22 protein-coding genes are annotated in these 25,452 nt (G+C 43.6%); 20 read left to right on the forward strand and 2 right to left on the reverse strand.

The window, feature by feature from the left end; genetic code table 11:
• Positions 1-346: 346 nt before the first annotated feature.
• The 8 genes from G4417_RS02370 (at position 347) to trpA (ending at position 9,057) form a co-directional block, all read left to right on the forward strand.
• Positions 347-1,807 carry a uracil-xanthine permease family protein gene (locus G4417_RS02370; RefSeq protein ID WP_118566237.1) on the forward strand — a complete coding sequence of 487 codons (1,461 nt, stop codon included), beginning with the start codon at positions 347-349 and terminating at the stop codon, positions 1,805-1,807.
• Positions 1,808-2,391: 584 nt separating this feature from the next.
• Complete coding sequence (gene trpE, locus G4417_RS02375; protein WP_173682516.1) at positions 2,392-3,879, forward strand: anthranilate synthase component I; 1,488 nt, start codon at positions 2,392-2,394, stop codon at positions 3,877-3,879.
• Positions 3,876-4,454, forward strand: a complete 579-nt coding sequence (locus tag G4417_RS02380; protein ID WP_173682517.1) for an anthranilate synthase component II — start codon at positions 3,876-3,878, stop codon at positions 4,452-4,454. Before trpE ends, G4417_RS02380 begins: the two co-directional genes overlap by 4 nt.
• On the forward strand, positions 4,447-5,457 hold the full coding sequence (gene trpD, locus G4417_RS02385) for an anthranilate phosphoribosyltransferase (RefSeq protein WP_055150405.1): 1,011 nt from the start codon (positions 4,447-4,449) through the stop codon (positions 5,455-5,457). The genes G4417_RS02380 and trpD overlap by 8 nt, the downstream gene beginning before the upstream one ends.
• A gap of 99 nt (positions 5,458-5,556) precedes the next feature.
• Positions 5,557-6,357 (forward strand): indole-3-glycerol phosphate synthase TrpC, encoded by an 801-nt coding sequence (gene trpC, locus G4417_RS02390; RefSeq protein ID WP_173682518.1) that lies wholly within the window; start codon positions 5,557-5,559, stop codon positions 6,355-6,357.
• A 30-nt stretch (positions 6,358-6,387) separates the two neighbouring features.
• The gene (locus G4417_RS02395; RefSeq protein ID WP_173682519.1) at positions 6,388-7,014 is read left to right on the forward strand and encodes a phosphoribosylanthranilate isomerase; all 627 of its coding nucleotides are present in this window, start codon (positions 6,388-6,390) and stop codon (positions 7,012-7,014) included.
• Positions 7,015-7,100: 86 nt separating this feature from the next.
• A complete protein-coding gene (gene trpB, locus G4417_RS02400; protein WP_055058796.1) occupies positions 7,101-8,285 on the forward strand; it encodes a tryptophan synthase subunit beta in 1,185 nt (394 codons plus the stop codon).
• The gene (gene trpA / locus G4417_RS02405) at positions 8,278-9,057 is read left to right on the forward strand and encodes a tryptophan synthase subunit alpha (protein WP_173682520.1); all 780 of its coding nucleotides are present in this window, start codon (positions 8,278-8,280) and stop codon (positions 9,055-9,057) included. The genes trpB and trpA overlap by 8 nt, the downstream gene beginning before the upstream one ends.
• Positions 9,058-9,319: 262 nt before the next feature.
• On the opposite strand, the gene G4417_RS02410 is transcribed toward trpA, so the two are convergent.
• Positions 9,320-10,114 carry a Cof-type HAD-IIB family hydrolase gene (locus tag G4417_RS02410; RefSeq protein WP_173682521.1) on the reverse strand — a complete coding sequence of 265 codons (795 nt, stop codon included), beginning with the start codon at positions 10,112-10,114 and terminating at the stop codon, positions 9,320-9,322.
• A gap of 147 nt (positions 10,115-10,261) precedes the next feature.
• On the reverse strand, positions 10,262-10,510 hold the full coding sequence (locus G4417_RS02415; RefSeq protein ID WP_173717659.1) for a hypothetical protein: 249 nt from the start codon (positions 10,508-10,510) through the stop codon (positions 10,262-10,264).
• Positions 10,511-10,619: 109 nt separating this feature from the next.
• Here G4417_RS02415 and G4417_RS02420 point away from each other — a divergent pair, with 109 nt between their 5' ends.
• The 12 genes from G4417_RS02420 (at position 10,620) to G4417_RS02475 (ending at position 25,443) form a co-directional block, all read left to right on the forward strand.
• Positions 10,620-11,570: a diacylglycerol/lipid kinase family protein gene (locus G4417_RS02420; RefSeq protein WP_055150387.1), complete on the forward strand. Its 951-nt coding sequence runs from the start codon at positions 10,620-10,622 to the stop codon at positions 11,568-11,570.
• A gap of 1 nt (position 11,571) precedes the next feature.
• Positions 11,572-13,692 (forward strand): glutamine synthetase III, encoded by a 2,121-nt coding sequence (locus G4417_RS02425; RefSeq protein ID WP_055052544.1) that lies wholly within the window; start codon positions 11,572-11,574, stop codon positions 13,690-13,692.
• A gap of 116 nt (positions 13,693-13,808) precedes the next feature.
• On the forward strand, positions 13,809-14,729 hold the full coding sequence (locus G4417_RS02430; RefSeq protein WP_055150380.1) for an AAA family ATPase: 921 nt from the start codon (positions 13,809-13,811) through the stop codon (positions 14,727-14,729).
• A complete protein-coding gene (locus G4417_RS02435; protein ID WP_070102139.1) occupies positions 14,719-16,512 on the forward strand; it encodes a cobaltochelatase CobT-related protein in 1,794 nt (597 codons plus the stop codon). Before G4417_RS02430 ends, G4417_RS02435 begins: the two co-directional genes overlap by 11 nt.
• A 178-nt stretch (positions 16,513-16,690) precedes the next feature.
• A complete protein-coding gene (locus G4417_RS02440) occupies positions 16,691-18,589 on the forward strand; it encodes an OPT family oligopeptide transporter (protein ID WP_173682522.1) in 1,899 nt (632 codons plus the stop codon).
• A gap of 24 nt (positions 18,590-18,613) precedes the next feature.
• On the forward strand, positions 18,614-18,979 hold the full coding sequence (locus G4417_RS02445; protein ID WP_008707355.1) for a PqqD family protein: 366 nt from the start codon (positions 18,614-18,616) through the stop codon (positions 18,977-18,979).
• Positions 18,980-19,137: 158 nt separating this feature from the next.
• Positions 19,138-20,010, forward strand: coding sequence for a YitT family protein (locus tag G4417_RS02450; RefSeq protein ID WP_008707356.1), 873 nt, complete (start codon positions 19,138-19,140; stop codon positions 20,008-20,010).
• A gap of 146 nt (positions 20,011-20,156) precedes the next feature.
• A complete protein-coding gene (locus G4417_RS02455) occupies positions 20,157-21,245 on the forward strand; it encodes a PucR family transcriptional regulator (protein ID WP_008707357.1) in 1,089 nt (362 codons plus the stop codon).
• 299 nt (positions 21,246-21,544) lie between these two features.
• A complete protein-coding gene (gene ftsE, locus G4417_RS02460; RefSeq protein ID WP_008707358.1) occupies positions 21,545-22,228 on the forward strand; it encodes a cell division ATP-binding protein FtsE in 684 nt (227 codons plus the stop codon).
• A complete protein-coding gene (gene ftsX / locus G4417_RS02465; protein ID WP_008707359.1) occupies positions 22,218-23,123 on the forward strand; it encodes a permease-like cell division protein FtsX in 906 nt (301 codons plus the stop codon). Before ftsE ends, ftsX begins: the two co-directional genes overlap by 11 nt.
• 80 nt (positions 23,124-23,203) lie before the next feature.
• Complete coding sequence (locus G4417_RS02470; protein ID WP_119252849.1) at positions 23,204-24,394, forward strand: S41 family peptidase; 1,191 nt, start codon at positions 23,204-23,206, stop codon at positions 24,392-24,394.
• A 179-nt stretch (positions 24,395-24,573) separates the two neighbouring features.
• Positions 24,574-25,443, forward strand: coding sequence for a DegV family protein (locus G4417_RS02475; protein WP_173682523.1), 870 nt, complete (start codon positions 24,574-24,576; stop codon positions 25,441-25,443).
• The last annotated feature ends 9 nt before the right edge of the window (positions 25,444-25,452 follow it).

Genomic DNA, 25,452 nt, shown 5'->3' on the forward strand with positions numbered 1-25,452 from the left:
AGAGCACACGGTTCATACCCGTGGTGTCGAGGGTTCGAATCCCCCTCTCGCTACTACACGAAAGATGAGTCTGTAAATCGAGTGAAAGGTTTACGGGCTTTTTTATGTTGCCGGCATATTCATACAAAAATATACAAAATTTCTTTTTACTATTGCCATAATCCCCAAAATCCTTTATAATGCAAAAAGGTGAAAGCAAAAGTTCATTGTAATGACAGTAGTATGAAATGATAACAGGGTGGTTATTCAAAAAAGGATAACTGCCTTGTTTTTGATTATAGGAAAAATCGCTATTGTAAAACCTTTTGCCGAATCACATCAACATTCACGAAAGAGAGGGAAAGGAATGGAGAAACAAGAGAAAAACACAGTAACACCCTACGACCTTGATGGAAGGCCGCCACTGAAGCTGGCGATTCCTCTTGGTTTGCAGCATGTGCTGGCTATGTTCGTAGGTAATCTTACACCGCTTCTGATCATCACAGCAGCCTGTGGAATCGAAGCCGGCGGAGAACTGCAGGTAGCACTTCTGCAGAATGCCATGCTGATCGCAGGTATTGTAACATTGGTTCAGGTATTTACCATAGGACCTGTGGGTGGTAAACTCCCCATCGTTATGGGAACCAGTTCCGGTTTTATTGGCGTATGCCAGAGTGTTGCAGGAGTCATGGGTAATGGAGTGGTTGCGTATGGTGCAATTATGGCGGCATCCTTTATCGGCGGTCTTTTTGAAACTGTACTGGGAAGCTTCCTGAAACCACTGAGAAAATTTTTTCCGTCAGTTGTAACAGGAACCGTTGTATTATCAATCGGTCTTTCACTGATTGCTGTTGGTATCAGTTCTTTTGGCGGCGGAAGTTCCGCTAAGGACTACGGTTCTCTGGAGAATTTGTTTGTAGGCTTTGTAGTTCTGGTTGTAATTGTCGTATTAAAACATGGAACAAAAGGATTTACAAGCTTTGCATCAATTCTGATCGGTATTATCGTTGGATATGTGCTGGTAAGTATTATGGCAGCAGTTCTTCCTACCACATTTACCTATGTGGATGATGCAGGTGCAACAGTAGAAGCTACCAAATCCTGGGTTCTTAACTGGGATAAAGTAGCAAGCGCATCCTGGTTTGCAGTGCCGAAGATCATGCCTGTCAAATGGGTATTTGATGCAAGGGCAATCGTTCCGATCTGCATCATGTTTATTGTAACAGCTGTAGAGACTGTAGGTGATATTTCCGGTATCACAGAGGGCGGTCTTGGAAGAGAAGCTACAGACAAAGAGCTTTCCGGCGGCGTTATGTGTGATGGCCTTGGATCTTCACTGGCAGCAGTATTTGGCGTACTTCCGAATACTTCTTTCAGCCAGAACGTAGGTCTGGTTGCAATGAACAAGGTTGTAAACCGTTTCTCAATTGCAACAGGCGGTATTTTCCTTATCGCATGTGGGCTGTTTCCGAAGCTTGCAGCACTGATCTCCATCATGCCTCAGAGTGTATTGGGCGGTGCGGCAGTTATGATGTTCTCATCTATTGTTGTCAGCGGTATCCAGCTTATCACAAAATGGCCGGTAACTCCGAGAAACGTAACAATTGTCTCCGTTGCACTTGGTCTTGGCTATGGACTTGGGGCAAACTCAGCAGTCCTTGCACATATGCCGCAGGCAATCACACTGATCTTCGGCGGTTCAGGAATCGTACCTGCAGCACTGTTTGCTATTATTCTGAATATCGTGCTTCCACCGGATGAGAAATCCGAAGTTGAGATTGCAGAAGAGATTCTTGACATGAAGAAAAAAGAGACACAGAAGAAATAGCGGCACACTGGGAGTGTTCGAAAGTGAATAAGTAAAACAATAAAAGCGTGAAACCGGGAATATTTGGTTTTGCGCTTTTATTCAGATTATAGTAAATGATTATCTGGTGTAGATATGTGGTGAAAGCAGACTGCAGATATCTGTAATGAATTTCCTGATAATGATAAAAATATGTTATTGAATTGTTATTGAGAAATTCAGGGTTGACAAATATAGTTTCCGGTGGTAAATTAAGTGTAAATTTAACAGATTAAACCGATGAAGCGGAAGTCAAAGCAGTCATGCGCGCACAGAGAATCCGGGAAGGTGAGAGCCGGGTGGAAATGCAGTCTGCCAAATGGGCCGCTGAGGGCACAGTGAAAGGTTGAAGATTACAGAGCAGACTAAGTATCCTGTGACGTGAGGCATACGTCAGTTGCCGGAAATATGAAGGTATTTCGCAAAGAGTACGGTTCAAACCGTAAATCAAGGTGGCACCGCGGGTGAAGTATATACGCTCGTCCTTGACAGAAACGATAATTCTGTCAAGGACGGGCTTTTTTATGTTCCTGGCAGAAACTGAATTAATCACAGGAGGTGTTTCCATGTATCCGACATTAGAAACCATCAGGCAGCTTGCACAGACAAAAGAATATCGTCGTATTCCTCTGTGCAGAGAACTTTATGCAGACAGATATACACCGGTAGAGGTAATGCGCATTTTGCGAAAAGCCAGCCGCCATTGTTACCTGCTGGAAAGTGCCAGCCAGACAGAAGTGTGGGGCAGGTATTCTTTTCTGGGGTATGAACCGTCCATGGAGATTACCTGTACAGACGGAACATTGAAGATCCGGACAACCGATGCTGAGGGAAAAACAGAGGAAACCGTAAGGCAGGTCACACATCCCGGTGATACTCTCAGAGAAATCATCCGGAAATATAAAACTCCGGTAATGGAAAAGATGCCTCCTTTTACAGGCGGTCTGGTAGGATATTTCTCCTACGATTATATCAAATACAGTGAACCAAAGCTGAAACTGGAGGACAGGGAACAGCAGGATTTCAGGGACATGGATTTAATGCTTTTTGATCAGGTGATCGTATTTGACCATTTCAGACAGAAAGTACTTCTGATCACAGGTGTGATGACAGATGATCTGGAAGCCTCCTACGAGAAAGCAGTAAAGAAATTGAAGGAAATGGCGCAGCTGATCCGAAACGGGGAGCATATGGAATTTGAACCGCTGAGACTTCAGTCAGAAATACAGCCGAAATTTCCGAAAGAAAAATATGCAGAGATGGTGGAGAAAGCCAAACATTACATCAGAGAAGGTGATATTTTCCAGGTAGTACTTTCCAATCCCATGCGTGCGAAAGCAACAGGAAGCCTGTTTGATACTTACCGTGTTCTTCGGGCATCTAATCCTTCTCCTTATATGTTTTATTTCTCCAGTGATGACATTGAACTGGCAGGTGCTTCCCCGGAAACCCTTGCGAAGCTGGAAAATGGCACCTTAAGTACCTTCCCTCTGGCAGGAACCAGACCAAGAGGAAAGACAAGAGAAGAGGATAAAGAACTTGAAGAGGGACTCCTGAAAGATGAGAAAGAGCTGGCAGAACACAATATGCTGGTAGACCTGGGAAGAAACGATATTGGAAAGATCAGCAAGATCGGAACTGTAAAAGTAGAAAAGTATCTCTGCGTAGAACGTTTTTCCCATGTAATGCATCTGGGCTCTACAGTAACAGGGATTATCCGGGATGATAAAGATGCTGTGGATGCAGTGGACGCAATCCTTCCGGCAGGAACCCTTTCCGGAGCACCCAAATTCAGAGCCTGCCAGATCATCGAGGAACTGGAACAGAGCAAACGAGGCATTTACGGAGGAGCCATCGGATATCTGGATTTTGCAGGAAACCTGGATACCTGTATTGCCATCCGCCTGGTTTACAAGAAAAACGGAGAAATCTGTATCCGTTCAGGTGCCGGAATCGTGGCAGACAGTGTACCGGAAAAGGAATTCCAGGAATGCTGCAACAAGGCAAGAGCAGTGGTACAGGCAATTGAACAGGCACAGGAGGGATTAGAATGATATTACTAATCGATAATTATGACAGCTTTTCCTATAACTTATATCAGCTCATCGGCACAGTGGAACCGGACATCAAAGTAGTGAGAAACGATGAGTGTACACTGGAAGAAATCGCAGAGATGAAACCGGAAGCCATCATTTTATCCCCTGGTCCAGGAAGGCCGGAGGATGCAGGTATCTGTATCCCGGTTATTAAAGAATTTGCAGGAAAAATCCCCATCCTGGGTGTGTGCCTGGGACATCAGTCCATCTGCGAAGCCTTTGGAGGAACAGTTTCCTATGCAAAAGAGCTGATGCATGGAAAGAAAAAGCTGATGTATAAAACAGGAGAAAGCCGGCTTTTTAAGGACCTGCCGGATACCTTTGCAGCAGCCAGATATCATTCCCTGGCAGCGTTAAAGGATACCCTGCCTGCAGAACTTAAGGTGACAGCAGAGTCAGAGGACGGAGAGGTCATGGCAGTGGAACATACAAAATATCCTGTGTTCGGAGTACAGTTTCATCCTGAATCGGTAATGACACCGGACGGCAGAGTGATGATAGAGAACTTTATGGAGGTAGTGAGAAATGATTAAGGAAGCCATTATTAAATTATCAAAGAAACAGGATTTAGCTTATGCGGAAGCAGAAGCTGTAATGGACGAGATTATGAGCGGTCAGGCAACACCTGTACAGATGTCTGCTTATCTTACTGCATTAGCTTTAAAAGGAGAGACAATTGATGAGATCACAGCTTCCGCAGCAGGAATGAGAGCTCACTGTATCAAACTTCTCCACAACCTGGATGTGCTTGAAATCGTGGGTACCGGCGGAGACGGTTCTAATTCCTTCAATATTTCCACTACTTCTTCTCTGGTGATCGCAGCAGGCGGTGTTCCGGTTGCAAAACATGGAAACAGGGCAGCATCCTCCAAATCCGGTGCAGCAGATGTTCTGGAAGCACTGGGAGTGAAGATTACACTGACGCCGGAACGCAGTGCAGAGATCCTGAAAAAGATCAACATCTGCTTCCTGTTTGCGCAGAATTATCACATTGCAATGAAATATGTGGCACCAATCCGTAAAGAGCTAGGAATCCGTACTGTATTTAACATTCTTGGACCGTTAAGTAATCCGGCAGGTGCAAACATGGAACTGATGGGAGTTTACGATCAGTCACTGGTGGAGCCACTGGCACAGGTTATGGCAAATCTGGGCGTTAACAGAGGAATGGTTGTCTATGGACAGGACAGTCTGGATGAGATTTCCATGTGCGCACCTACTTCTGTATGTGAGATCAGGGATGGCAAATTTACTTCCTATGAGATCACACCGGAACAGTTTGGATATGAGAGATGTGAGAAGGGTGCCCTGACAGGTGGTACACCTGCAGAAAACGCAGAGATCACAAAAGCAATCCTGAAAGGTGAGGAAAAAGGTCCGAAGCGTCAGGCGGTATGTTTAAATGCAGGTGCAGCACTCTATATCGCAGGAAAAGCCGCTTCCATAGAAGAAGGAGTGAAGCTGGCAGAATCCCTCATCGACAGCGGTGCAGCACTGAAAAAACTGGGAGAATTTGTAGAAGAGACAAATAAATAAAAAGCAACCCCCAATTACTAATGTAAAGGAAATCTGTAACTGTCCGGTAATCTGCTGACTGTGGATATACAGAACAGTTACAGAAAAATCATAGAGATTATGAAGAATATATTAGAAGAAATAGCAGCCAGAACAAGAGAAAGAATTGCAAAAGAAAAGTCCTGTATTTCTGTTTCGGAGCTGGAGAACCGGATTCAGGAAGTAAATAAAAATGCAGGGCAGAAAATCACATTTCTCCAGGCATTACAAAAAGATGGTATGTCCTATATCTGCGAGGTAAAGAAAGCCTCCCCCTCAAAGGGACTGATTGCACCGGATTTTCCATATCTGGCAATTGCAAAGGAATATGAACAGGCAGGTGCAAGTGCAATCTCCTGTCTCACAGAACCTTTTTATTTCCAGGGAGCAGACCAGTATCTGAGAGAAATCGCAGCCACTGTACAGATACCTGTACTCCGCAAGGATTTTACAGTGGATGAATATATGATCTATCAGGCGAAATCCCTTGGTGCTTCCGCAGTATTACTTATCTGTGCTATCCTGGATGACGGAGAATTAAGAGCATACAGACAGCTTGCAAAAGAGCTGGGACTGGATGCACTGGTAGAAGCACACGATGGGTACGAAGTGGACAGGGCCTTAAATCTCGGGGCAGAGATCGTGGGAGTCAATAACCGGGATCTGAGAACCTTTCAGGTAGATATGAACAACAGCATCTGCCTGAGAAAAATGGCACCGGACAATGTAGTTTTTGTTTCCGAGAGCGGAATCCGCACCCCGGAGGATATCCGGCTTCTTTATGAGAATAAAGTGGATGCGGTACTGATCGGGGAAACACTGATGCGAAGCCCGGACAAGAAAGCAGCGCTGGAAAGCCTGAATGGCAGCCCGTTACGCTGAAAGATCGAATATTATCTGAGAGGATAGAATATGACCAGAGAACAACAGCAAAGAACCAAAATCAAAATCTGTGGTCTGAAACGCCCGGAAGACATTACCTATGTAAATGAAGCAAAACCTGATTACTGTGGATTTATCATAGAATTTCCGAAGAGCAGCAGAAATGTTACAGGTGCATTGGTGAGAGAACTTACTGCAAAACTTAATCCGGACATTATCCCTGTAGGTGTTTTTGTAAATGTAGCACCTGAGCGTGTGGAGGAACTGCTTCTTGACGGAACTATCCATATTGCACAGCTTCATGGACAGGAAGATGAGGCATATATACGGAGAATCCAAAAGAATACAGGTCATCAGGTTATAAAGGCCTTTTCCGTAAAAACAGCTCAGGATATTGAAAAAGCCCTGAAAAGTCCGGCAGATTATATACTGCTTGATCAGGGTGGCGGTGGAACCGGACAGACCTTTGACTGGTCACTGATCCCGGAGATAGACAGACCCTTTTTCCTGGCAGGAGGACTGGGTGCAGATAATCTGGAAACAGCCGTCCGGACTATTCATCCCTATGCAGTAGATCTGAGCAGCAGTGTGGAGACGGATGGAATGAAAGACAGAGATAAGATTTTGAAGGCAGTTCAACTGGTGCATATAATATAAGATAATAATTCAGAAAGAACATAGAATACTCTGACCGACCATCTGACAGGCCAGGGATTACATACATAAAAGGAGGATATATACAGATGTCAAAAGGAAGATTCGGCATCCATGGAGGACAGTACATTCCGGAAACACTGATGAATGCTGTCATTGAACTGGAAGAAGCCTACAACCACTATAAAGATGACCCGGAGTTTAACGCAGAGCTTACAGAGCTTCTGAACGAATATGCAGGAAGACCATCCCGTCTCTACTTTGCATCCCACATGACAGAAGATCTGGGTGGAGCAAAAGTATACTTAAAGAGAGAAGACTTAAACCATACAGGTGCTCACAAAATCAACAATGTACTTGGTCAGGTACTTCTTGCAAAAAAAATGGGCAAGACCCGTGTCATTGCAGAAACAGGCGCAGGTCAGCATGGTGTGGCAACAGCAACAGCAGCAGCTCTTATGGGTATGGAATGTGAAATCTTCATGGGAAAAGAAGACACAGAACGTCAGGCATTAAATGTATACAGAATGCGTCTTCTGGGTGCAAAGGTCAATGCAGTTACTTCTGGTACTGCAACACTGAAGGATGCTGTTTCCGAGACAATGAGAGAGTGGACAAACCGTATTTCCGATACACATTATGTACTTGGTTCTGTAATGGGACCTCATCCGTTCCCTACAATTGTTCGCGATTTTCAGGCAGTGATCTCCAAAGAAATCAAAGAGCAGATTCTTGAAAAAGAGGGCAGACTTCCGGATGCAGTTCTTGCATGTGTAGGTGGCGGATCCAATGCAATCGGAACATTCTACAATTTTATCAATGACAAAGATGTCCGTCTGATCGGATGTGAGGCAGCAGGACGTGGCGTAAATACGGCAGAGACAGCAGCTACCATTGCAACCGGCAAACTGGGAATCTTCCATGGAATGAAATCTTATTTCTGCCAGGATGAATATGGTCAGATCGCACCTGTATATTCCATTTCCGCAGGTCTGGATTATCCGGGAATCGGACCGGAACATGCGCATCTCTATGATACAGGACGTGCAGAATATGTACCTGTCACAGACGAAGAAGCAGTAGAAGCATTTGAATATCTCTCCAGAACAGAGGGAATCATTCCTGCTATTGAGAGTGCTCATGCAGTAGCTTACGCAAAGAAAATTGTTCCGCAGATGAGAAAAGACCAGATCGTGGTCATTACAATTTCCGGACGTGGAGATAAGGACTGCGCAGCAATCGCGCGTTACAGAGGGGAGGATATCCATGAATAAGAGAATTACAGAAGCATTTGAAAAAGGAAAGGCATTTATCCCGTTTATTACCTGTGGAGATCCGTCTCTGGAAGTGACAGAGCAGCTTGTCTATGCAATGGAGGAAGCTGGTGCAGACCTGATCGAGCTTGGGATTCCGTTTTCTGATCCTACAGCAGAGGGACCGGTGATCCAGAGAGCAAATGTGAGAGCACTTTCCGGTGGTGTGACTACAGATAAGGTATTTGACATGGTGGTAAAGATCAGAAAGAACAGTTCTGTTCCTATGGTGTTTATGACTTATGCAAACGTGGTATTTTCTTACGGAACGGAGCGGTTTATTAAAACAGCTGCAGAGATCGGAATGGACGGTCTGATTCTGCCGGATGTGCCGTATGAGGAAAAAGAGGAATTTGACAGTGTTTGCAAGAAACACGGTATTGATCTGATCTCTCTGATCGCGCCGACTTCTCATGAGAGGATCGCACAGATTGCAAAGGATGCGGAAGGGTTTGTGTATTGTGTTTCTTCTCTTGGTGTTACAGGAACAAGAACTAATATTACTACAGATATCGGGGCAATGGTGAAGCTGGTAAAACAGGCGAAAGATATTCCTTGTGCAGTTGGATTTGGCATTTCTACGCCGGAGCAGGCAAAGAAGATGGCAGCACAGTCGGACGGGGCTATTGTGGGATCTGCAATTGTGAAGTTGTGTGCAGAACATGGTGCGGACTGTGTACCGTATGTGAAAGAGTATGTAAAAGCTATGAAGGATGCGGTAATGGAAGCTTAAATATTGAAAAGGGGACGCGCAGAAACATATTTCATTTCGTGTGCGGTTTCGGAGCCTAAGAACTTCTAAGTTGCTAAAAATATGCTAAAAACATAAGAAAAATGACCCAAACTCGCCGCATGCTGCGGCTCAGACAGTGGGTCATTTTTCTTATAACGCATATTTTTATCAGCTAAGAAGTTCTAAGACTCCTGCAAATGCACACGAAATGAAATATGTTTCTGCGCTGTGTATTGGTATGAACTGGAGTAATTCGTATCTTTTATAAGAAAGACCTCAGAATTTGCAGAACTCCGTTTTCCCAGTAGGGCGGGCAGGTATTTTTGGCGGCAGCCCGGACTTCCGGACGGGAGTTTGAAACCGCGTAGCTGAGTCCGGCATTTTTAAGCATTTCGATATCATTAAGATTATCTCCGAAAGTACATGTCTCATCAGGAGCAATTCCAAGATATTCCTGAAGAAAAGCAATAGATGGTCCCTTACCGGAACCAGGAGCACTGCAATCCATCCATTCCTTACCGGCAGCAGCCATAACTGTTTTGTCTTTCCAGGTGGGAGTGAATAAAGGGGCGCACATTTCCTCACAGGCGTTGGGGTGGTAGACTGCAAATTTGTTTACCTGTTGCCCCTCGAGTTTTAACATTTCCGGAACTTCATGGATATCATATCCGTAAGAATCTCTCAGCCAGTGAAACATCTGGCTGCCTCCGTCTTCTGCGAAACAGCGTTCAGGTGTGGAAATAAAATAATCACAGGAAGGCATATCCTCTCTTACCATAGAACACATTCCTTTCCAGATTTCGTCCGGCAGAGTATCCACTTTCAGAATCTCCTTCGGAGTCCGTACAACAGTTCCTCCGTCAGAGATATAAAGCAGTCTGTCTGCGACAGGGGCAAACAGTTTTCTTTCACTTCTGTACTGCCGCCCGGAGCATGCCACAAACACAATCCCCTTATCAATCAGCCTTCCGATAACCTCCATATACTCCCTGTCAATAGCCAGAGTCCCATCCTTTACCAAAGTTCCATCTATATCTGAAGCAATCAATTTAATCATATGAATAAGAAATCCTTTCTATTTCATTTTATAAATTCTCTTTGTAATAAGTCCCTTCTATAATAAATACAATTCTCATTCTATCACGCCAAAATATAACTTGCCATAAAAAATTTAGAAAAATTGCAACTATTCACCAGTCCCGGTTCATGCGTTACCATCCTGTAAAATGTTCTGTGAGGAAATCTCATCTGCATAGCCTGGCGTTGCAAGGCGCATTACTGTGAACGAAGTGAGCAGTAACAGCCCGGCAGTTCCACAGCCAATCAACAGGCAGGAAATATTTTTGTTTTCAGGTGCATTTGCAGTGGGCGTAGCACCTAGAGTTCCTAGCCCGCGAAACCGCACCTGAAAACAAAAATATTTCCTGCCGTCCCCAAACTTTTTTTGCCCCATGAACCCCATTGACTTTTCCCCTCTTTTTTTTTATATTATATAAATAGAATTCCGCGTACCCATAAACCTACGCGTTCAAACTCTGAAAAAGAAGGAGAAATGCATAAAAATGGATAAGAAAATGCTCTTTGTTTTCAACCCAAAAGCAGGCAAAGGTAAGATCAAAGCAAATCTGCTTGATATCGTGGACATTTTTAACAAAGGCGGTTATGAAGTCATTATCTATTCCACACAGAAACCAAAAGATGCCTATGAGAAAGCCAAAGAATACGAATCCAAAGTAGATCTTATCGTATGCAGCGGCGGAGACGGGACTCTTGATGAGGTGGTTACCGGAGTAATGGAAAAGAAGAGTTCCATTCCCATCGGATACATTCCGGCAGGAAGCACCAACGACTTTGCAAACAGTCTCTTTATGCCGAAAAGCATGACAGATGCCGCTTCCATGATCATGGAAGAGAAACTTTATCACTGTGACATCGGCAGATTCAATAACCAGAGCTTTACATATATAGCAGCTTTCGGTCTTTTCACAGATGTAGCCTATCAGACAGATCAGGATCTCAAGAATATCCTTGGCCATGTAGCCTATCTTCTTGAGGGAGTGAAACGCCTTTTTGATATCAAATCATACCATATGAGAATTGAATCCGAAGAATTAACTGTGGAGGATGACTTTATCTTTGGAATGATCACCAATTCCCGTTCAGTGGGAGGGTTCAAGAACCTTACAGGCAAGAACGTGGATATGAATGACGGACTTTTTGAAGTTACCATGATCACAAGACCGAAGAATCCGCTGGAATTGCAGGAGATCATGACTGCAATGCTGACAGCAGAGGACAATACAGATCTGATTCATTCTTTTAAATCAGCCAGGGTGACCATTACCTCAGAAGAACCGGTACCATGGACTCTGGACGGTGAATACGGCGGCAGTCATACACAGATAGAGATTGAAAACTGCCACGAAGCACTGAATCTGTATCTGAAAAGTACAAAAAATGAGGAAACCAGATCAATTGGAATTTCCCCGTTAATAAATAAAAAGGAGAAATAAAATGGGTGAGTATATCAATGTAGTAGAGACTTTTGGATGTGACGTGTTTAATGATTCCGTCATGCAGGCACGACTTCCGAAGAAGATCTACAAAGAATTGAAAAAAACCATAGAAGAGGGCAAAGAACTGTCTATGGAGATTGCGGATGTAGTAGCGCACGAGATGAAAGAATGGGCCATCGAGAAAGGTGCCACACATTACAGCCACTGGTTCCAGCCCCTTACAGGTGTGACAGCAGAGAAACACGATGCTTTTATCACAGCTCCGATGGATAACGGCAAGGTCCTGATGTCTTTCTCCGGAAAAGAACTGATCAAAGGTGAACCGGATGCATCTTCTTTCCCGTCCGGTGGATTAAGAGCAACTTTTGAGGCGAGAGGATATACAGCATGGGACTGTACATCACCGGCTTTTGTGCGTCATGATGCAGCAGGCGGAACACTCTGTATTCCTACTGCATTCTGTTCCTATACAGGAGAAGCACTTGACCAGAAGACACCACTTCTTCGTTCTATGGAAGCAATCAACACCCAGGCACTCCGTCTGCTGAGACTTTTCGGAAATACAACTTCTAAGAAAGTAACTCCGTCAGTAGGAGCAGAGCAGGAATATTTCCTGATCGATAAAGAGAAATGGCTTCAGAGAAAAGACCTGATCTATACAGGCAGAACTCTTTTTGGAGCTATGCCTCCGAAGGGACAGGAAATGGATGACCATTACTTCGGAAGTATCCGTCAGAGAATTTCCGCATACATGAAAGAGGTAAATGAAGAATGCTGGAAGCTTGGAATTCCTGCAAAGACACAGCATAATGAGGTTGCTCCTGCACAGCATGAGCTTGCACCGATCTATGCACCGGTCAATATCGCAGCAGACCAGAACCAGATGATGATGCGTATTCTTAAAAAGGTTGCCAGCCGCCATGGAATGCGTTGTGTCCTTCATGAGAAACCATTTGCAGGTGTGAACGGTTCCGGTAAGCATAACAACTGGTCTCTTACCACAGATGACGGAATCAATCTTCTGGATCCGGGCAAAACACCTCATGAAAATATTCAGTTCCTTCTGGTCCTTACCTGTATCCTGAAAGCAGTAGATGAACATGGAGATCTTCTGCGTGAATCTGCGGCAGATGTGGGAAATGACCAGAGACTTGGCGGTCATGAGGCACCGCCGGCAGTGATTTCCGTATTCCTTGGAGAGCAGCTTGAGGATGTTCTGGAACAGCTGGTCAGCACAGGAACAGCAACTCACAGTAAAAAGGGAAGTAAGCTGGAAACAGGTGTTAAGACTCTGCCTGATTTCATGAAGGATGCCACAGACCGTAACCGTACTTCACCTTTTGCTTTCACAGGAAATAAATTTGAATTCCGTATGGTAGGCTCAAGAGATTCTATTTCCGCATGTAACGTAGTCCTGAACACGATCACAGCAGAAGTATTTAAGGAAGCATGTGACCGTCTGGAAAAAGCTCCTGATTTCGAACTGGCGGTACATGACCTGATCAAAGAATATGCCACAGATCATCAGAAGATCGTATTTAACGGAAACGGCTATGCGCCGGAATGGGAGAAAGAAGCTAAACGTCGCGGACTTCCGATTCTTCCGAGCATGGTAGATGCAATCCCTGCACTTACTACAGAGAAGGCAGTGAAACTCTTTGAATCCTTTGATGTATTCTCAAGAGCTGAGCTTGAATCACGTGCAGAGATTAAATATGAGATTTATTCTAAAGCAATCAATATTGAAGCAAAGACCATGATCGACATGGCAACCAAGCAGATTATTCCGGCAGTTATCAAATATACCACTGTTCTTGGCGAATCCATCAATACAGTGAAGACAGCAGGCGAAGGGCTGATCGATGTAAGTGTACAGCTTGACCTGCTTAAGAAAGCATCAAAACTCTTAAAGGCTGCAAACAGTGCCATGAGTAAGCTGAGCAAACTGGTTGAGAAGACCCCGGAATATGCAGAGGGACGGGACAGAGCCGTATTCTGCAGAGAAAAGGTGGTTCCTGCAATGGAAGCTTTACGTGAGCCTGTGGATGAACTGGAAATGATCGTAGATAAGGAAATGTGGCCGATGCCTTCTTATGGAGATCTTGTATTTGAAGTATAATGTTGTAAAAATATAAAGAAGAATGCTATAATGAAAGGGTCGTGAATCTGTAAAAGATAAGCGGCCTTTTTCTATAACACAAACTGGACTATAATAGTTATATAAAGGAGAACTAAATGGAAGAACTGAAATTTCTGGAGGAGCAGCAGGTAGCCCCTGAACTGATAAAGAGAGTAGAAGAATTCCGCAGCCGGTATGAAGTGGCACCGGAAACAGCAGGCAGGATTGTGAAACCATCCATTCCATTTTACGGAAAAGACATTCTGGAAATGGCCATTGCCGGACTGCTCAAAGGGGAGAATCTATTACTCACTGGTCCGAAGGCAACAGGAAAAAATATCCTTGCAGAGAACCTGGCATATATTTTCAACCGTCCCGCATATAATGTTTCCTTTCATGTAAATACCAACAGTGGAGATCTGATCGGCACAGACACTTTCGTGGACAACGAAGTTAAGCTTCGCAAAGGAACTATCTATCAGTGTGCAGAATACGGTGGTTTCGGAATCCTTGACGAGATTAATATGGCAAAGAACGATGCAGTTTCCGTTCTTCATGCAACTTTGGATTATCGCCGTTCCATCGATGTCCCGGGCTATGACAAAATTGATCTTCATCCGGCTGCCCGTTTTATTGGAACCATGAATTACGGTTATGCAGGAACCAAAGAACTCAATGAAGCGCTGGTATCCAGATTTCTGGTCATAGACATGCCGGCTCAGACTGAAGAATCCCTGGAATTTATTTTCCGCCGGATGTTCCCGAATATAAAAGAAAACGCCAGAACACAGTTCATCGGAGTATTCCTGGATCTTCAGCTCAAAGCCACAAACAGTGAAATTTCCACCAAACCTCTGGATCTGCGAGGTCTCCTTGCAGCCATGAAGATTGTAGAAACCGGACTTTCTCCGAGAAAAGCAGTTACTATGGGAGTGGTGAACAAGACCTTTGACATTTTCGAGAAAGAAATCGTAGAGGATATTGTGAAAACCAGAATTCCGGCAGACTGGACAAGGGATGATGTATATGAAAGATGAGAAAATCGTAGAAATCGACGATTACCGTCTGGAACTGGAAAACAGGATCCGCAATCTCCTCTGGACTATCAGCGGGGATTACACGTTAAATATGAAAGTAGACGTTTCCCTGTATCTGCGCTCAAAAGCAATTGCTCTGTATGACGGCATCAAGCAGGGCGCTCTGGCAAAATATTATGACAGAAATCTGCTGGGTTTATATCTGGTAAAAAAAGTTTTCTGCCAGGCAGGAGAGGGAGAACTGACTGCAGTAGCACAGCTATGTGTAGAAGAAGCAATCGGGGATAAAATCTGTCAGGAGCGTCCGGGGGTCCGGGAGATGCAGAAGGAAGCATTCGAGGATATCCTGGATCAGGAGTTTGAACAGATGCCCGCATACGGAGATATTCTCGGTCGCCTGAAGATTGCCATCCTGCGTGACCGTTTGCAGAATGGAAACCATTATGTAGAAGAGCGTCTTCGGAAAATCCGCGACATGGTTTACAAAGCCAGAACAGCTACAGACACTATAGAACTGATCCGTATTATTGACAGTCTTTACAACACTATCATTGATCCGGATTTTGAGAAAGATCATGGAACACTGGAACAGGTTATGGCAGTCACCATGGAAGAACTGACAGAATACGATTGGGAAGATTTTCTCACAGAAGAACTTTATGAGGAAGCTCTGGAGAGTTACATCGAACAGATGACAAATAAGATTACGGATATGGAAGACACTGCTGTCACTGAAGAAATGGAAAAACAGCGCCAGACCAAACACAAAATTACAATTCTCACAGAGGAAGAACTTGAGAAAGCATACACCTATGTTGAGTTGAATTTCGGAAAAACTTATCTGACTCCTGCAGAAGAGAAGCGAATGAATTATCTGATGTGCAGGGAACTTCACAGAGACTGCAGCCTTTATTTTACAGAAGGAATTCTTAAGAATCCGGTCAAACGAAACTATCAGTACGAATATGCAGTGCGATTAAAGAATAAGAATATCTGGCTCTACCATGACAAACACAGAATCGTAAAGCAGAACATAGCATCCCTCACAGATCTTTTGCGAAAGACGCTGGTGCTGAAAAGCGAGACGCAGGAAGTACTGTCAGACAGAGGAACGATCATTCCGTCCAGACTCTGGCGTGTGGGCAGAAGCAGTGAGGCAAATCTGTTTAAAAGAGAATTGAAATCTGATGCATCTGATTTCGTAGTAGATGTGCTGATCGATGCCAGCGGTTCCCAGATGTCCAGGCAGGGAGATGTGGCATTACAGGCTTATATCATCAGTGAAGCATTAAGTAATGTAAACCTGCCTCACCGTGTCATGAGCTTCTGCACATTCTGGGACTATACGATCCTTCACAGATTCCGTGAGTACGATGATCCACAGTCAGCTAATGAAAATATTTTTAATTATGTAACTTCTTCCAATAACAGGGATGGACTTGCTATCAAAACCGCAGGATACGGTCTGCTTCAGAGATCTGAGGAGAAAAAAATCCTCATTGTATTAAGTGATGGAAAACCATATGATGTCATCGTAAACAGACCTCACGCAAAGAACCCGGAACCTTATATGGGAAAATATGCGATCAATGATACTGCTACAGAAGTGCGGCACCTGCGAAACCTTGGAGTAAGTGTTCTGGGAGTCTTTGCAGGGGAAGAAAAAGACCTTTCCACAGAAAAAAAGATATTTGGCAAAGATTTCGCATATATCCGGGATATTTCGAATTTTTCCAGAATTGTCGGGAGATACCTGATTAAACAGTTGGATTCAGATGAATAGACTGATAAAACAGGGCAAAAATATGCTGTTTGAGCGTGCTGATATGTTAAGAGATTATCAAGTTAGCACGTTAATATGGTAAAGTGCATAAAAAACCAGTTTTTTCACCTTGCCTTTTTGTATAAATTTCGCTATAATGTTTTATGTTTATAAATTAATACAAAAGGGAGAGGAAATCATGAACGAAAACAAAGAGTTCAAACCGTATATTCCGGCTGACAAGATCACACCAGAATTTACGGTGACATCCATCATCATGGGTGTTATCCTTGCAGTCATCTTCGGTGCAGCCAATGCTTATCTTGGTCTGCGTGTTGGTATGACTGTATCTGCTTCCATTCCGGCAGCAGTTATTTCCATGGGCGTAATTCGCAAGATCATGAAAAAGAACTCCATTCTGGAGAGCAACATGGTCCAGACAATCGGTTCAGCCGGTGAATCACTGGCAGCCGGTGCAATTTTCACAATGCCAGCTCTGTTCCTTTGGGCAGAAGAAGGACTTTGTGAAATGCCGGGTATCGTGGAAATCACATTAATCGCACTTTGCGGTGGTGTTCTTGGTGTACTTTTTATGGTACCACTTCGTAACGCACTGATCGTAAAAGAGCATGCAACACTTCTTTATCCGGAAGGAACTGCCTGCGCAGATGTTCTTCTTGCAGGTGAAGAGGGTGGTGCAAACGCTGCGACAGTATTCTCAGGTATGGGAATCGCAGCGATCTTTAAATTTGTCGTTGACGGTTTAAAGGTAATCCCTGCAGACGTTGCAGTAGCATTTAAAGGATTCAAAGGTGAAATTGGTATGGAATGCTATCCTGCACTTCTTGGTGTTGGATATATCGTAGGACCAAGAATCGCATCCTTTATGTTTGTTGGTTCTCTTATTGGCTGGATGGTGCTGATTCCGGTAATCTGTCTGTTCGGAGCTGATACAGTTATGTATCCCGGAACAGAAACAATTTCTGCTCTTTATGCAGCAGGCGGAGCATCTAAAATCTGGAGTACTTATGTAAAATATATCGGAGCAGGAGCTATCGCAACAGGTGGTATTATTTCTCTGATCAAATCCTTGCCTCTGATCATTGCAACCTTCCGTGATTCCATGAAGAGCATGAAGGGTGGCAAGAATACAAGTACAGAAAGAACTGCACAGGATCTTCCAATGAACGTTATCCTGATCGGTATTGTGGCAATGGTTGCGATCATTTGGCTTGTTCCGGCTATCCCGGTTAACCCGATCGGTGCGCTGATCATCGTAATCTTCGGCTTCTTCTTTGCAACTGTATCTTCCCGTATGGTTGGTCTTGTAGGAAGCTCCAACAACCCTGTATCAGGTATGGCTATCGCTACTCTTCTGATCGCAACAATGGTTATCAAAGCATCAGGCAAAACAGGTATCGACGGAATGAAAGCTGCAATTGCGATCGGTTCCGTAATCTGTATCGTAGCAGCGATCGCAGGTGATACTTCACAGGATTTAAAGACAGGTTATCTTCTTGGTGCAACTCCTAAGAAACAGCAGATCGGTGAGCTTATCGGTGTTGTTGCTGCCGGTCTTGCTATCGGTGGTGTTCTTTATCTTCTGAATACTGCATGGGGATACGGAAGTGCAGAAGTACCTGCTCCTCAGGCAACTCTGATGAAGATGATCGTAGAAGGTATCATGGGCGGCAAGCTTCCATGGACACTGGTATTTATCGGTGTATTCCTTGCAATTGGTCTGGAAATCTTAAGAATTCCGGTTATGCCATTTGCTATCGGTCTTTACCTTCCAATCTACCTCAACGCTGCTATCATGATCGGTGGTGTTGTTCGTATGTTCGTTGACGGAAGAAAGAATGTTGATGATAAGAAAAAAGAAGAACAGGCAACAGACGGTACACTTTACTGTGCAGGTATGATCGCAGGTGAAGGTCTTGTAGGTATCCTTCTTGCAATCCTTGCAGTAGTAAACGTAAGCAGTGTATTTGATCTCTCCGGAAGCATTAACCTTGGTAATGCAGGCGGCGTGATCCTGATGTTACTTATGATCTTAAGCCTTCTGAAATTCAGTATCTGGAACAAGAAGAAAGCCTGATCAGGCGGAGATGATAATATTTAAATGAGTAAAAAGAAAAAAGAATTACAGATCAATTATCTGGATCTCATTCCTGAGCGCAGTGCACAGCTTCGCTGGCATACTGATATCAGGGGGAGAATGGTGCTGGAAATAGAGAATAAGGGCGCGTTTAACACGATTGCCCAGAAGCTGTTTGGAAAACCCAGATATACGAAGATACATCTGGATGACAATGGCACATTTATCTGGCCACTCATAGATGGCAGGAAGACAGTGGAAGATATTGCTGCACTGGTAAAAGACGAATTTGGGGAGAAGGCAGAGCCTTTATATCCAAGGATCGTTAAATACTTCCAGATAATGGAGAGTTATCATTTTGTAAATTTTATCAATAAGCCTGAAAAATAAGGTAAGAATAAGAGCGGGAGCAGTCCTTCATGGATTGCTGCCGTTCTTGTAGTTTATGGAAGAATAATTACGGCACAGTGATAAAGCGGTATCTCTGGCTGATATTCATGAAAGCATAAAACAAATATTATTTTTACAGAATACAAGGAGGCGAATGAATGAAGTTAGTAAATGGAAAAAGATCACAGCTTCTGGAATATCTGATGATCATAGCAGGAACCGGATTAATGGCACTGGCGATCAATTCCGTATTTGATGCATCAGGTATGGTAACCGGAGGCTTTTCAGGTATCGCGATCATTATAAAAGCAGGGAGTCAGGGAATCATTGACGGTGGTATCCCTCTCTGGGTAACAAATATGGGTTTGAACATTCCACTGTTTTTGATCGGATGGAAGATTAATGGATTCTCCTTTGTAAAAAAAGCTTTGATAGGAGAAATTGCTCTGTCCACCTGGCTTGCCATAGAACCTGTATGGAATCTTGCTGGCAATGATCTTCTTCTTGCCGCACTTTACGGTGGTGTGATCCAGGGTGTGGGAATCGGTCTTGTCTTTCTGGGCGGTGGAACAACCGGAGGAACCGATATGATGGCAGCTATCATCCAGAAATATCTGCAGCACTATTCAATCGCACAGATCATGCAGGTTATAGATGCAGGCGTTGTACTGGTGGGTATGTATGTGTTTGGCATCCACAAGGCACTCTATGCGATTATTGCGGTATATCTGGTGACAAAAGTATCTGACGGTTTGATTGAAGGTCTGAAATTCTCAAAAGCTGCCTATATCATTACAGCAAAGCCAAAAGAAATAGCAGATATGATCATGAAAGATCTGGACAGAGGTGTAACAGGCATCAGTGCCAGAGGAATGTACTCAGGACAGGATAAACTGATGCTTTTCTGCGTGGTAAATAAAAAAGAGATCGTAATGCTTAAAGAAAAAGTAGATGAAATTGATCCGGAAGCCTTTGTGATAGTGACAGATGCCAGGGAAGTTCATGGAGAAGGTTTTATTGAAAAAAAGTAACACAAAAAAATATATAAAAAATTGTAAATTTTTTTCTCTTTCCTCTTTCATTTTTGGTAAATATATATTAAAATACAATACAGGTATAAGGTTTTATAGTTAAAACGGAAAATAAACACTATAGGATGAGAAGGGATTGAAATCAGATGATATCGAATCAGGTGCTTCAGAATACTCTTGAAGGGTTAAAAGAAATTTCCAGAACAGAATTTTGTGTACTCGACACAGAAGGCAAAGTGCTTGCAAGTACTTTTGCAGATTTTTCCATTGCAACACAGGATGTACAGGCTTTCGTAGAATCACAGGCCGACAGCCAGCTTGTAAAGGGGTTCCAGTATTTTAAAGTCTGTGATGACTATCAGCTGGAATATATATTGGTTGCCCATGGCGACGATGAAGATACTTATATGGTTGGCAAGCTCGCTGCTTTTCAGATCCAGAATCTGATCGTAGCGTATAAAGAACGCTTTGACAAAGACAGCTTTATCAAGAACCTGCTTCTTGACAACCTGCTTCTTGTTGACATTTATAATCGTGCGAAGAAACTGCACATTGAGGCAGATGTCCGCCGCGTAGTCATGATCCTTGAAATGCCACAGGAGAAAGACCACAGCTCCATGGAAAGCGTGAAGAGTCTTTTCGGCGGTAAAAGTAAAGACTTTATCACAGCAGTAGATGAGAAGAGTATTATCGTAGTCAAGGAACTTGAAGATGGTGAGAATTATCCTGAGATGGATCAGCTTGCACATACTATCCTTGATACTCTTGGAATGGGAAATGACGGTAAGACACATATGGCATACGGTACTATCGTCAATGAACTGAAAGAAGTATCACGTTCCTATAAAGAAGCCCGCATGGCTCTTGATGTAGGTAAGATTTTCTTCGGAGATAAAGAAGTGATCGCATACAGCTCTCTGGGAATCGGACGACTGATCTACCAGCTCCCGATCCCTCTCTGTAAGATGTTTATCAAAGAAATCTTCGGCGGCAAATCTCCGGATGACTTTGACGAAGAGACTCTGGTCACAATTGATAAGTTCTTCGAGAACAGCCTCAATGTTTCAGAGACATCCAGACAGCTTTACATCCATAGAAACACTCTGGTCTATCGCCTCGATAAACTCCAGAAGAGTACAGGTCTTGATCTCCGTGTTTTTGAAGATGCCATTACATTCAAGATTGCACTCATGGTAGTACGTTATATGAAATATATGGAAACACTGGAATACTGATATATTATAATAGAAGGAAAATTTTCAATGCCTGCCACAGCTTTAATTGCTGACGCAGGCATTTTTGACCTTTACAAATCCAGCCTTGCAGTGTATAGTTAGAAATCGAGATTGCAATTGATAAGGTATGCAATATCCTGAGACATGCAAGCTAAAATTCCATTGCCGCAGGCAATTTGAAATGAATGTTGGCTGCGTTACTGTGAACATTCTATGAATCCTCAAAAATCTCTTGCAATCCCCAAAAACATACATTACAATAATGTTACAAATTCATTAACCCATTGGAGGAAAAATCTATGATAGATCTTATAGATGTAAGCAAGTCCTATGGTCCCGGCCTTCCGGCAGTGAACCATGCGAACCTACATATAGATAAAGGTGAATTCGTCTTTGTAGTAGGAAACAGTGGTTCAGGAAAAACAACCCTGATCAAACTTCTTATGAAAGAGCTGGATTCCACATCCGGCCAGATCATCGTAAGCGGTGAACGTCTGGAAGGAATGAAACACAGAAGAGTAGCCAAATACCGCCGTAAGCTGGGCGTAGTATTTCAGGACTTCCGTCTTCTGAAAGACAGAAATGTATATGAGAATGTAGCGTTTGCCCAGAGAGTAGTCAACCGTCCCACAAGAGTAATCCGTAAACGTGTCCCGGAGGTACTTCAGGAAGTTGGACTTGCTGTCAAATACAAATCCTTCCCGGATGAACTTTCCGGTGGAGAACAGCAGAGAGTTGCATTGGCAAGGGCGCTGGTCAACCGTCCGGATATCCTTCTGGCAGACGAGCCTACAGGAAACCTGGATCCGAAGACTTCCGAAGAAATCATGAAGCTTCTGGAACAGATCAACGACAGAGGAACCACAGTAGTGGTTGTTACACATAACAAGGATATTGTAAATTCCATGCGCAAACGTGTTGTGACCATGCATGAGGGCTCTATTATAAGTGACGAGAAAGAGGGAGAATATCATGAGGCCTAGTACAATCTGGTACACTCTGAAACAGGGTGTCAAAAATATCAAAAGAAACTGGATGTTTTCCCTGGCTTCCATTATCACCATGGCTGCCTGTATTTTTCTGTTTGGAATCTTTTTCTCCATTGTCAATAATGTGAATAATATTGCACATAAGGTAGAGCAGGAAGTCCCGATCACAGTATTCTTTGAAGAGGGAACTACAAACAAACAGATCAAAGCAATCGGAAAGAAGATCAAGGCACGTCCGGAAGTAGAGAAAATAGAGTATCAGTCAGCTGATGAAGCATGGGAGGAATATAAAGAGCAGTATTTCCAGGGCTCAGAGGCAGCAGACGGATTTAAGGACGACAATCCTCTTGCAAACTCAGCCAACTATCGTGTGTATATGAATGATATCACGAAGCAGTCAGAGCTTGTTTCCTATATACAGGAATTGAAACATGTAAGAAAAGTCAACCAGTCTGAGGAAGCAGCAAAAACACTGGGAAATATCAACAAGTTGGTTTCCTATATTTCCATTGCCATCATTGTATTACTGCTTATTATCTCCATATTCCTGATCAGCAATACGGTATCTGTGGGAATTGCAGTCCGTAAAGAAGAGATTGGAATTATGAAATACATAGGAGCTACAGACGCATTTGTCAGAGCACCATTCCTGCTGGAAGGCATGGTTCTGGGGGTGGTCGGAGCAGCAGTTCCGCTGATCGTGCTTTATTTCTGTTATAATGGGGCAATATCCTATATTCTGACCAGGTTTAATGTGCTTACAGGTGTGGTGGATTTCATCCCGGTATGGCAGATTTACCAGACATTACTTCCAATAAGTCTGGGACTTGGAATCGGAATCGGACTGATCGGAAGTTTCTTTACAACAAGAAAGCATTTAAGAGTATAATAAAAAGCAGATAAGCATGAAGCTGCCGGAACAATGATATCATATCATAAACCGGCGGCTTTTTTTACAGGAGTGCAGACATGAAAAATAAAGAATTTTGGAAAGGTGCAGTAGCAGGAGCACTGGTTGTGACGTGCATCGGTACAGGTGCCTTTGCGGGAACAGGTCTTGCAGCAAAAGGAACAGCTCTTGGTGATCGCAAGTGTACATCAAAGCTGGCATATCTTGAAGAGCTGATCGACAGATACTATCTAGGAGATAAGGATGAAGAAAAGCTTCAGGAAGGGCTTTATGCAGGTCTTCTCTATGGGCTGAATGATCCTTATTCCAGATATTATACAGCAGAGGAATACGATTCTGAGAATTCTTCCAATGAGGGAAGCTATGTGGGAATCGGCATTCTTATGGAGAAGAACAAAGAAGGCGGAGTAAAGATTGTTGAATGCTATGAGGGCGGTCCCGGAGAAAAAGCAGGACTGGAGGAAGGGGACATCATCAGTGCCATTGACGGGGAAGATATCACAGAGGATGAAGTATCTGATGTTGCAGACATTGTCCGCAATTCAGATAAAGACAGTGTGGTACTTACTGTTCACAGAGAAGGTGCAGAAGATGCCATGGAAATCACAGTCCCTGTCACAGATGTGGAATTACCGTCTGTTTTCCATGAAATGCTGGATTCTAAAATCGGTTACATCCGCATTACACAGTTTACAGGCGTTACCGGCGAACAGTATCAGGAAGCTTTTGATGACCTGCAAAAACAGGGAATGGAGAAAATGATCGTGGATCTCCGCGATAATCCGGGTGGACTTCTTGATTCTGTCTGTGATGTCCTGCGGAAAATCCTTCCGGAAGGACTGATCGTTTACACCGAAGATAAGGACGGAAACAGAGAAGAGGAAAAATGTGATGGCAAAAACGAACTCCGGATTCCGCTTGCAGTCCTGGTAAATGAAAGCAGCGCCAGTGCATCAGAGATTTTTGCCGGTGCAGTGCAGGATTATGGTATTGGAACGATTGTCGGAACAACCACTTACGGAAAAGGCGTGGTACAGTCCATCCGCCAGCTCTCAGACGGAAGTGCCATTAAACTGACTGTTGCCAACTACTACACTCCAAAAGGAAACAACATCAACAAAACAGGAATCAAACCTGATATAGAGGTTTCTCTGGATACCAGCCTGCTGAATAAGAATAAAGACGAGATCACCCATGATGAGGATAATCAGCTGCAGGAAGCGATTAAGGCAGTTGAGAAGGAAAAGTAGTTGTTTGGCTGATAGTTTGATGTTATACTGTATATATCTGTATTTATAATAGAAGCATTTTTATTATAGATGAAAAGCCCATTACTGAGCAAGCTGCGGATTTTGATTTGTAGTTGCTAAGACACTGAACAGTTAATGGGCAGAAAGTGAAAAATATCAGAAAACGAGAGGGCGACAACATGAGCGAATATGTGATCACCACCGACAACAATTCAGATCTTCCGGAGAAATATCTCAAAGACCATGGAGTAGGCTGCATGTATCTCAGTTATTCCATGGATGGAAAAAATTATACGCATGGAAATTTCCTTCCGGAGCATGAATTTTATGAGGCAATGAGAAATGGTTCCATGCCAACCACAGCACAGGTAAATCCTGAAACTGCAAAAGCACTGCTGGAGCCTTACCTGAAAGAAGGAAAAGATATTCTTCATATTGCATTTTCCTCTGCTTTAAGCGGTACATACAATAGCAGCCGTATCGCAGCAGAGGAACTGATGGAGGACTATCCGGATCGCAAGATCATCGTGGTAGATTCTCTTGGCGCTTCCCTTGGTCAGGGGCTTCTGGTTTACCTTGCACAGGAGAAGAAAGAGCAGGGAGAAGATATGGAGACAGTTGCGAAATGGGCAGAAGAGAACAGGCTTCATATGGTACATCTTTTTACAGTCAACGATTTAAATCACCTATACCGCGGAGGCCGCATTTCCAGAACCACTGCAGTAGTAGGAAGCATGCTGAATATTAAACCGGTTCTTCATGTAGACAACGACGGAAAACTCACTGCCATCGGAAAAGTCCGCGGCCGTAAAAAATCCCTTCAGGAGCTGGTAAAGCTTATGGATGAGAAAATCGGCAGCTATCATGACACCTGCCATACCATCTTTATCAGTCATGGCGACTGCGAAGAAGATGCAAATTATGTGGCAGAGAAAGTAAAAGAAAAATACCAGATCAACACGATTATCATGAATCAGGTAGGAGCCACCATCGGCGCTCACTCAGGTCCGGGAACAATGGCGTTGTTCTTTGTGGGAGATGAAAGATAAATTAGCTTT

Source organism: Blautia wexlerae (assembly GCF_013300825.1).
Classification (GTDB): domain Bacteria; phylum Bacillota; class Clostridia; order Lachnospirales; family Lachnospiraceae; genus Blautia_A; species Blautia_A wexlerae_B.

Coding starts and splice junctions, on each gene's coding strand:
- G4417_RS02370 (WP_118566237.1), top strand. CDS start 347: ATGGAGAAACAAGAGAAAAACACAGTAACACCCTACGACCTTGATGGA.
- trpE (WP_173682516.1), top strand. CDS start 2,392: ATGTATCCGACATTAGAAACCATCAGGCAGCTTGCACAGACAAAAGAA.
- G4417_RS02380 (WP_173682517.1), top strand. CDS start 3,876: ATGATATTACTAATCGATAATTATGACAGCTTTTCCTATAACTTATAT.
- trpD (WP_055150405.1), top strand. CDS start 4,447: ATGATTAAGGAAGCCATTATTAAATTATCAAAGAAACAGGATTTAGCT.
- trpC (WP_173682518.1), top strand. CDS start 5,557: ATGAAGAATATATTAGAAGAAATAGCAGCCAGAACAAGAGAAAGAATT.
- G4417_RS02395 (WP_173682519.1), top strand. CDS start 6,388: ATGACCAGAGAACAACAGCAAAGAACCAAAATCAAAATCTGTGGTCTG.
- trpB (WP_055058796.1), top strand. CDS start 7,101: ATGTCAAAAGGAAGATTCGGCATCCATGGAGGACAGTACATTCCGGAA.
- trpA (WP_173682520.1), top strand. CDS start 8,278: ATGAATAAGAGAATTACAGAAGCATTTGAAAAAGGAAAGGCATTTATC.
- G4417_RS02410 (WP_173682521.1), bottom strand. CDS start 10,114: ATGATTAAATTGATTGCTTCAGATATAGATGGAACTTTGGTAAAGGAT.
- G4417_RS02415 (WP_173717659.1), bottom strand. CDS start 10,510: ATGGGGCAAAAAAAGTTTGGGGACGGCAGGAAATATTTTTGTTTTCAG.
- G4417_RS02420 (WP_055150387.1), top strand. CDS start 10,620: ATGGATAAGAAAATGCTCTTTGTTTTCAACCCAAAAGCAGGCAAAGGT.
- G4417_RS02425 (WP_055052544.1), top strand. CDS start 11,572: ATGGGTGAGTATATCAATGTAGTAGAGACTTTTGGATGTGACGTGTTT.
- G4417_RS02430 (WP_055150380.1), top strand. CDS start 13,809: ATGGAAGAACTGAAATTTCTGGAGGAGCAGCAGGTAGCCCCTGAACTG.
- G4417_RS02435 (WP_070102139.1), top strand. CDS start 14,719: ATGAAAGATGAGAAAATCGTAGAAATCGACGATTACCGTCTGGAACTG.
- G4417_RS02440 (WP_173682522.1), top strand. CDS start 16,691: ATGAACGAAAACAAAGAGTTCAAACCGTATATTCCGGCTGACAAGATC.
- G4417_RS02445 (WP_008707355.1), top strand. CDS start 18,614: ATGAGTAAAAAGAAAAAAGAATTACAGATCAATTATCTGGATCTCATT.
- G4417_RS02450 (WP_008707356.1), top strand. CDS start 19,138: ATGAAGTTAGTAAATGGAAAAAGATCACAGCTTCTGGAATATCTGATG.
- G4417_RS02455 (WP_008707357.1), top strand. CDS start 20,157: ATGATATCGAATCAGGTGCTTCAGAATACTCTTGAAGGGTTAAAAGAA.
- ftsE (WP_008707358.1), top strand. CDS start 21,545: ATGATAGATCTTATAGATGTAAGCAAGTCCTATGGTCCCGGCCTTCCG.
- ftsX (WP_008707359.1), top strand. CDS start 22,218: ATGAGGCCTAGTACAATCTGGTACACTCTGAAACAGGGTGTCAAAAAT.
- G4417_RS02470 (WP_119252849.1), top strand. CDS start 23,204: ATGAAAAATAAAGAATTTTGGAAAGGTGCAGTAGCAGGAGCACTGGTT.
- G4417_RS02475 (WP_173682523.1), top strand. CDS start 24,574: ATGAGCGAATATGTGATCACCACCGACAACAATTCAGATCTTCCGGAG.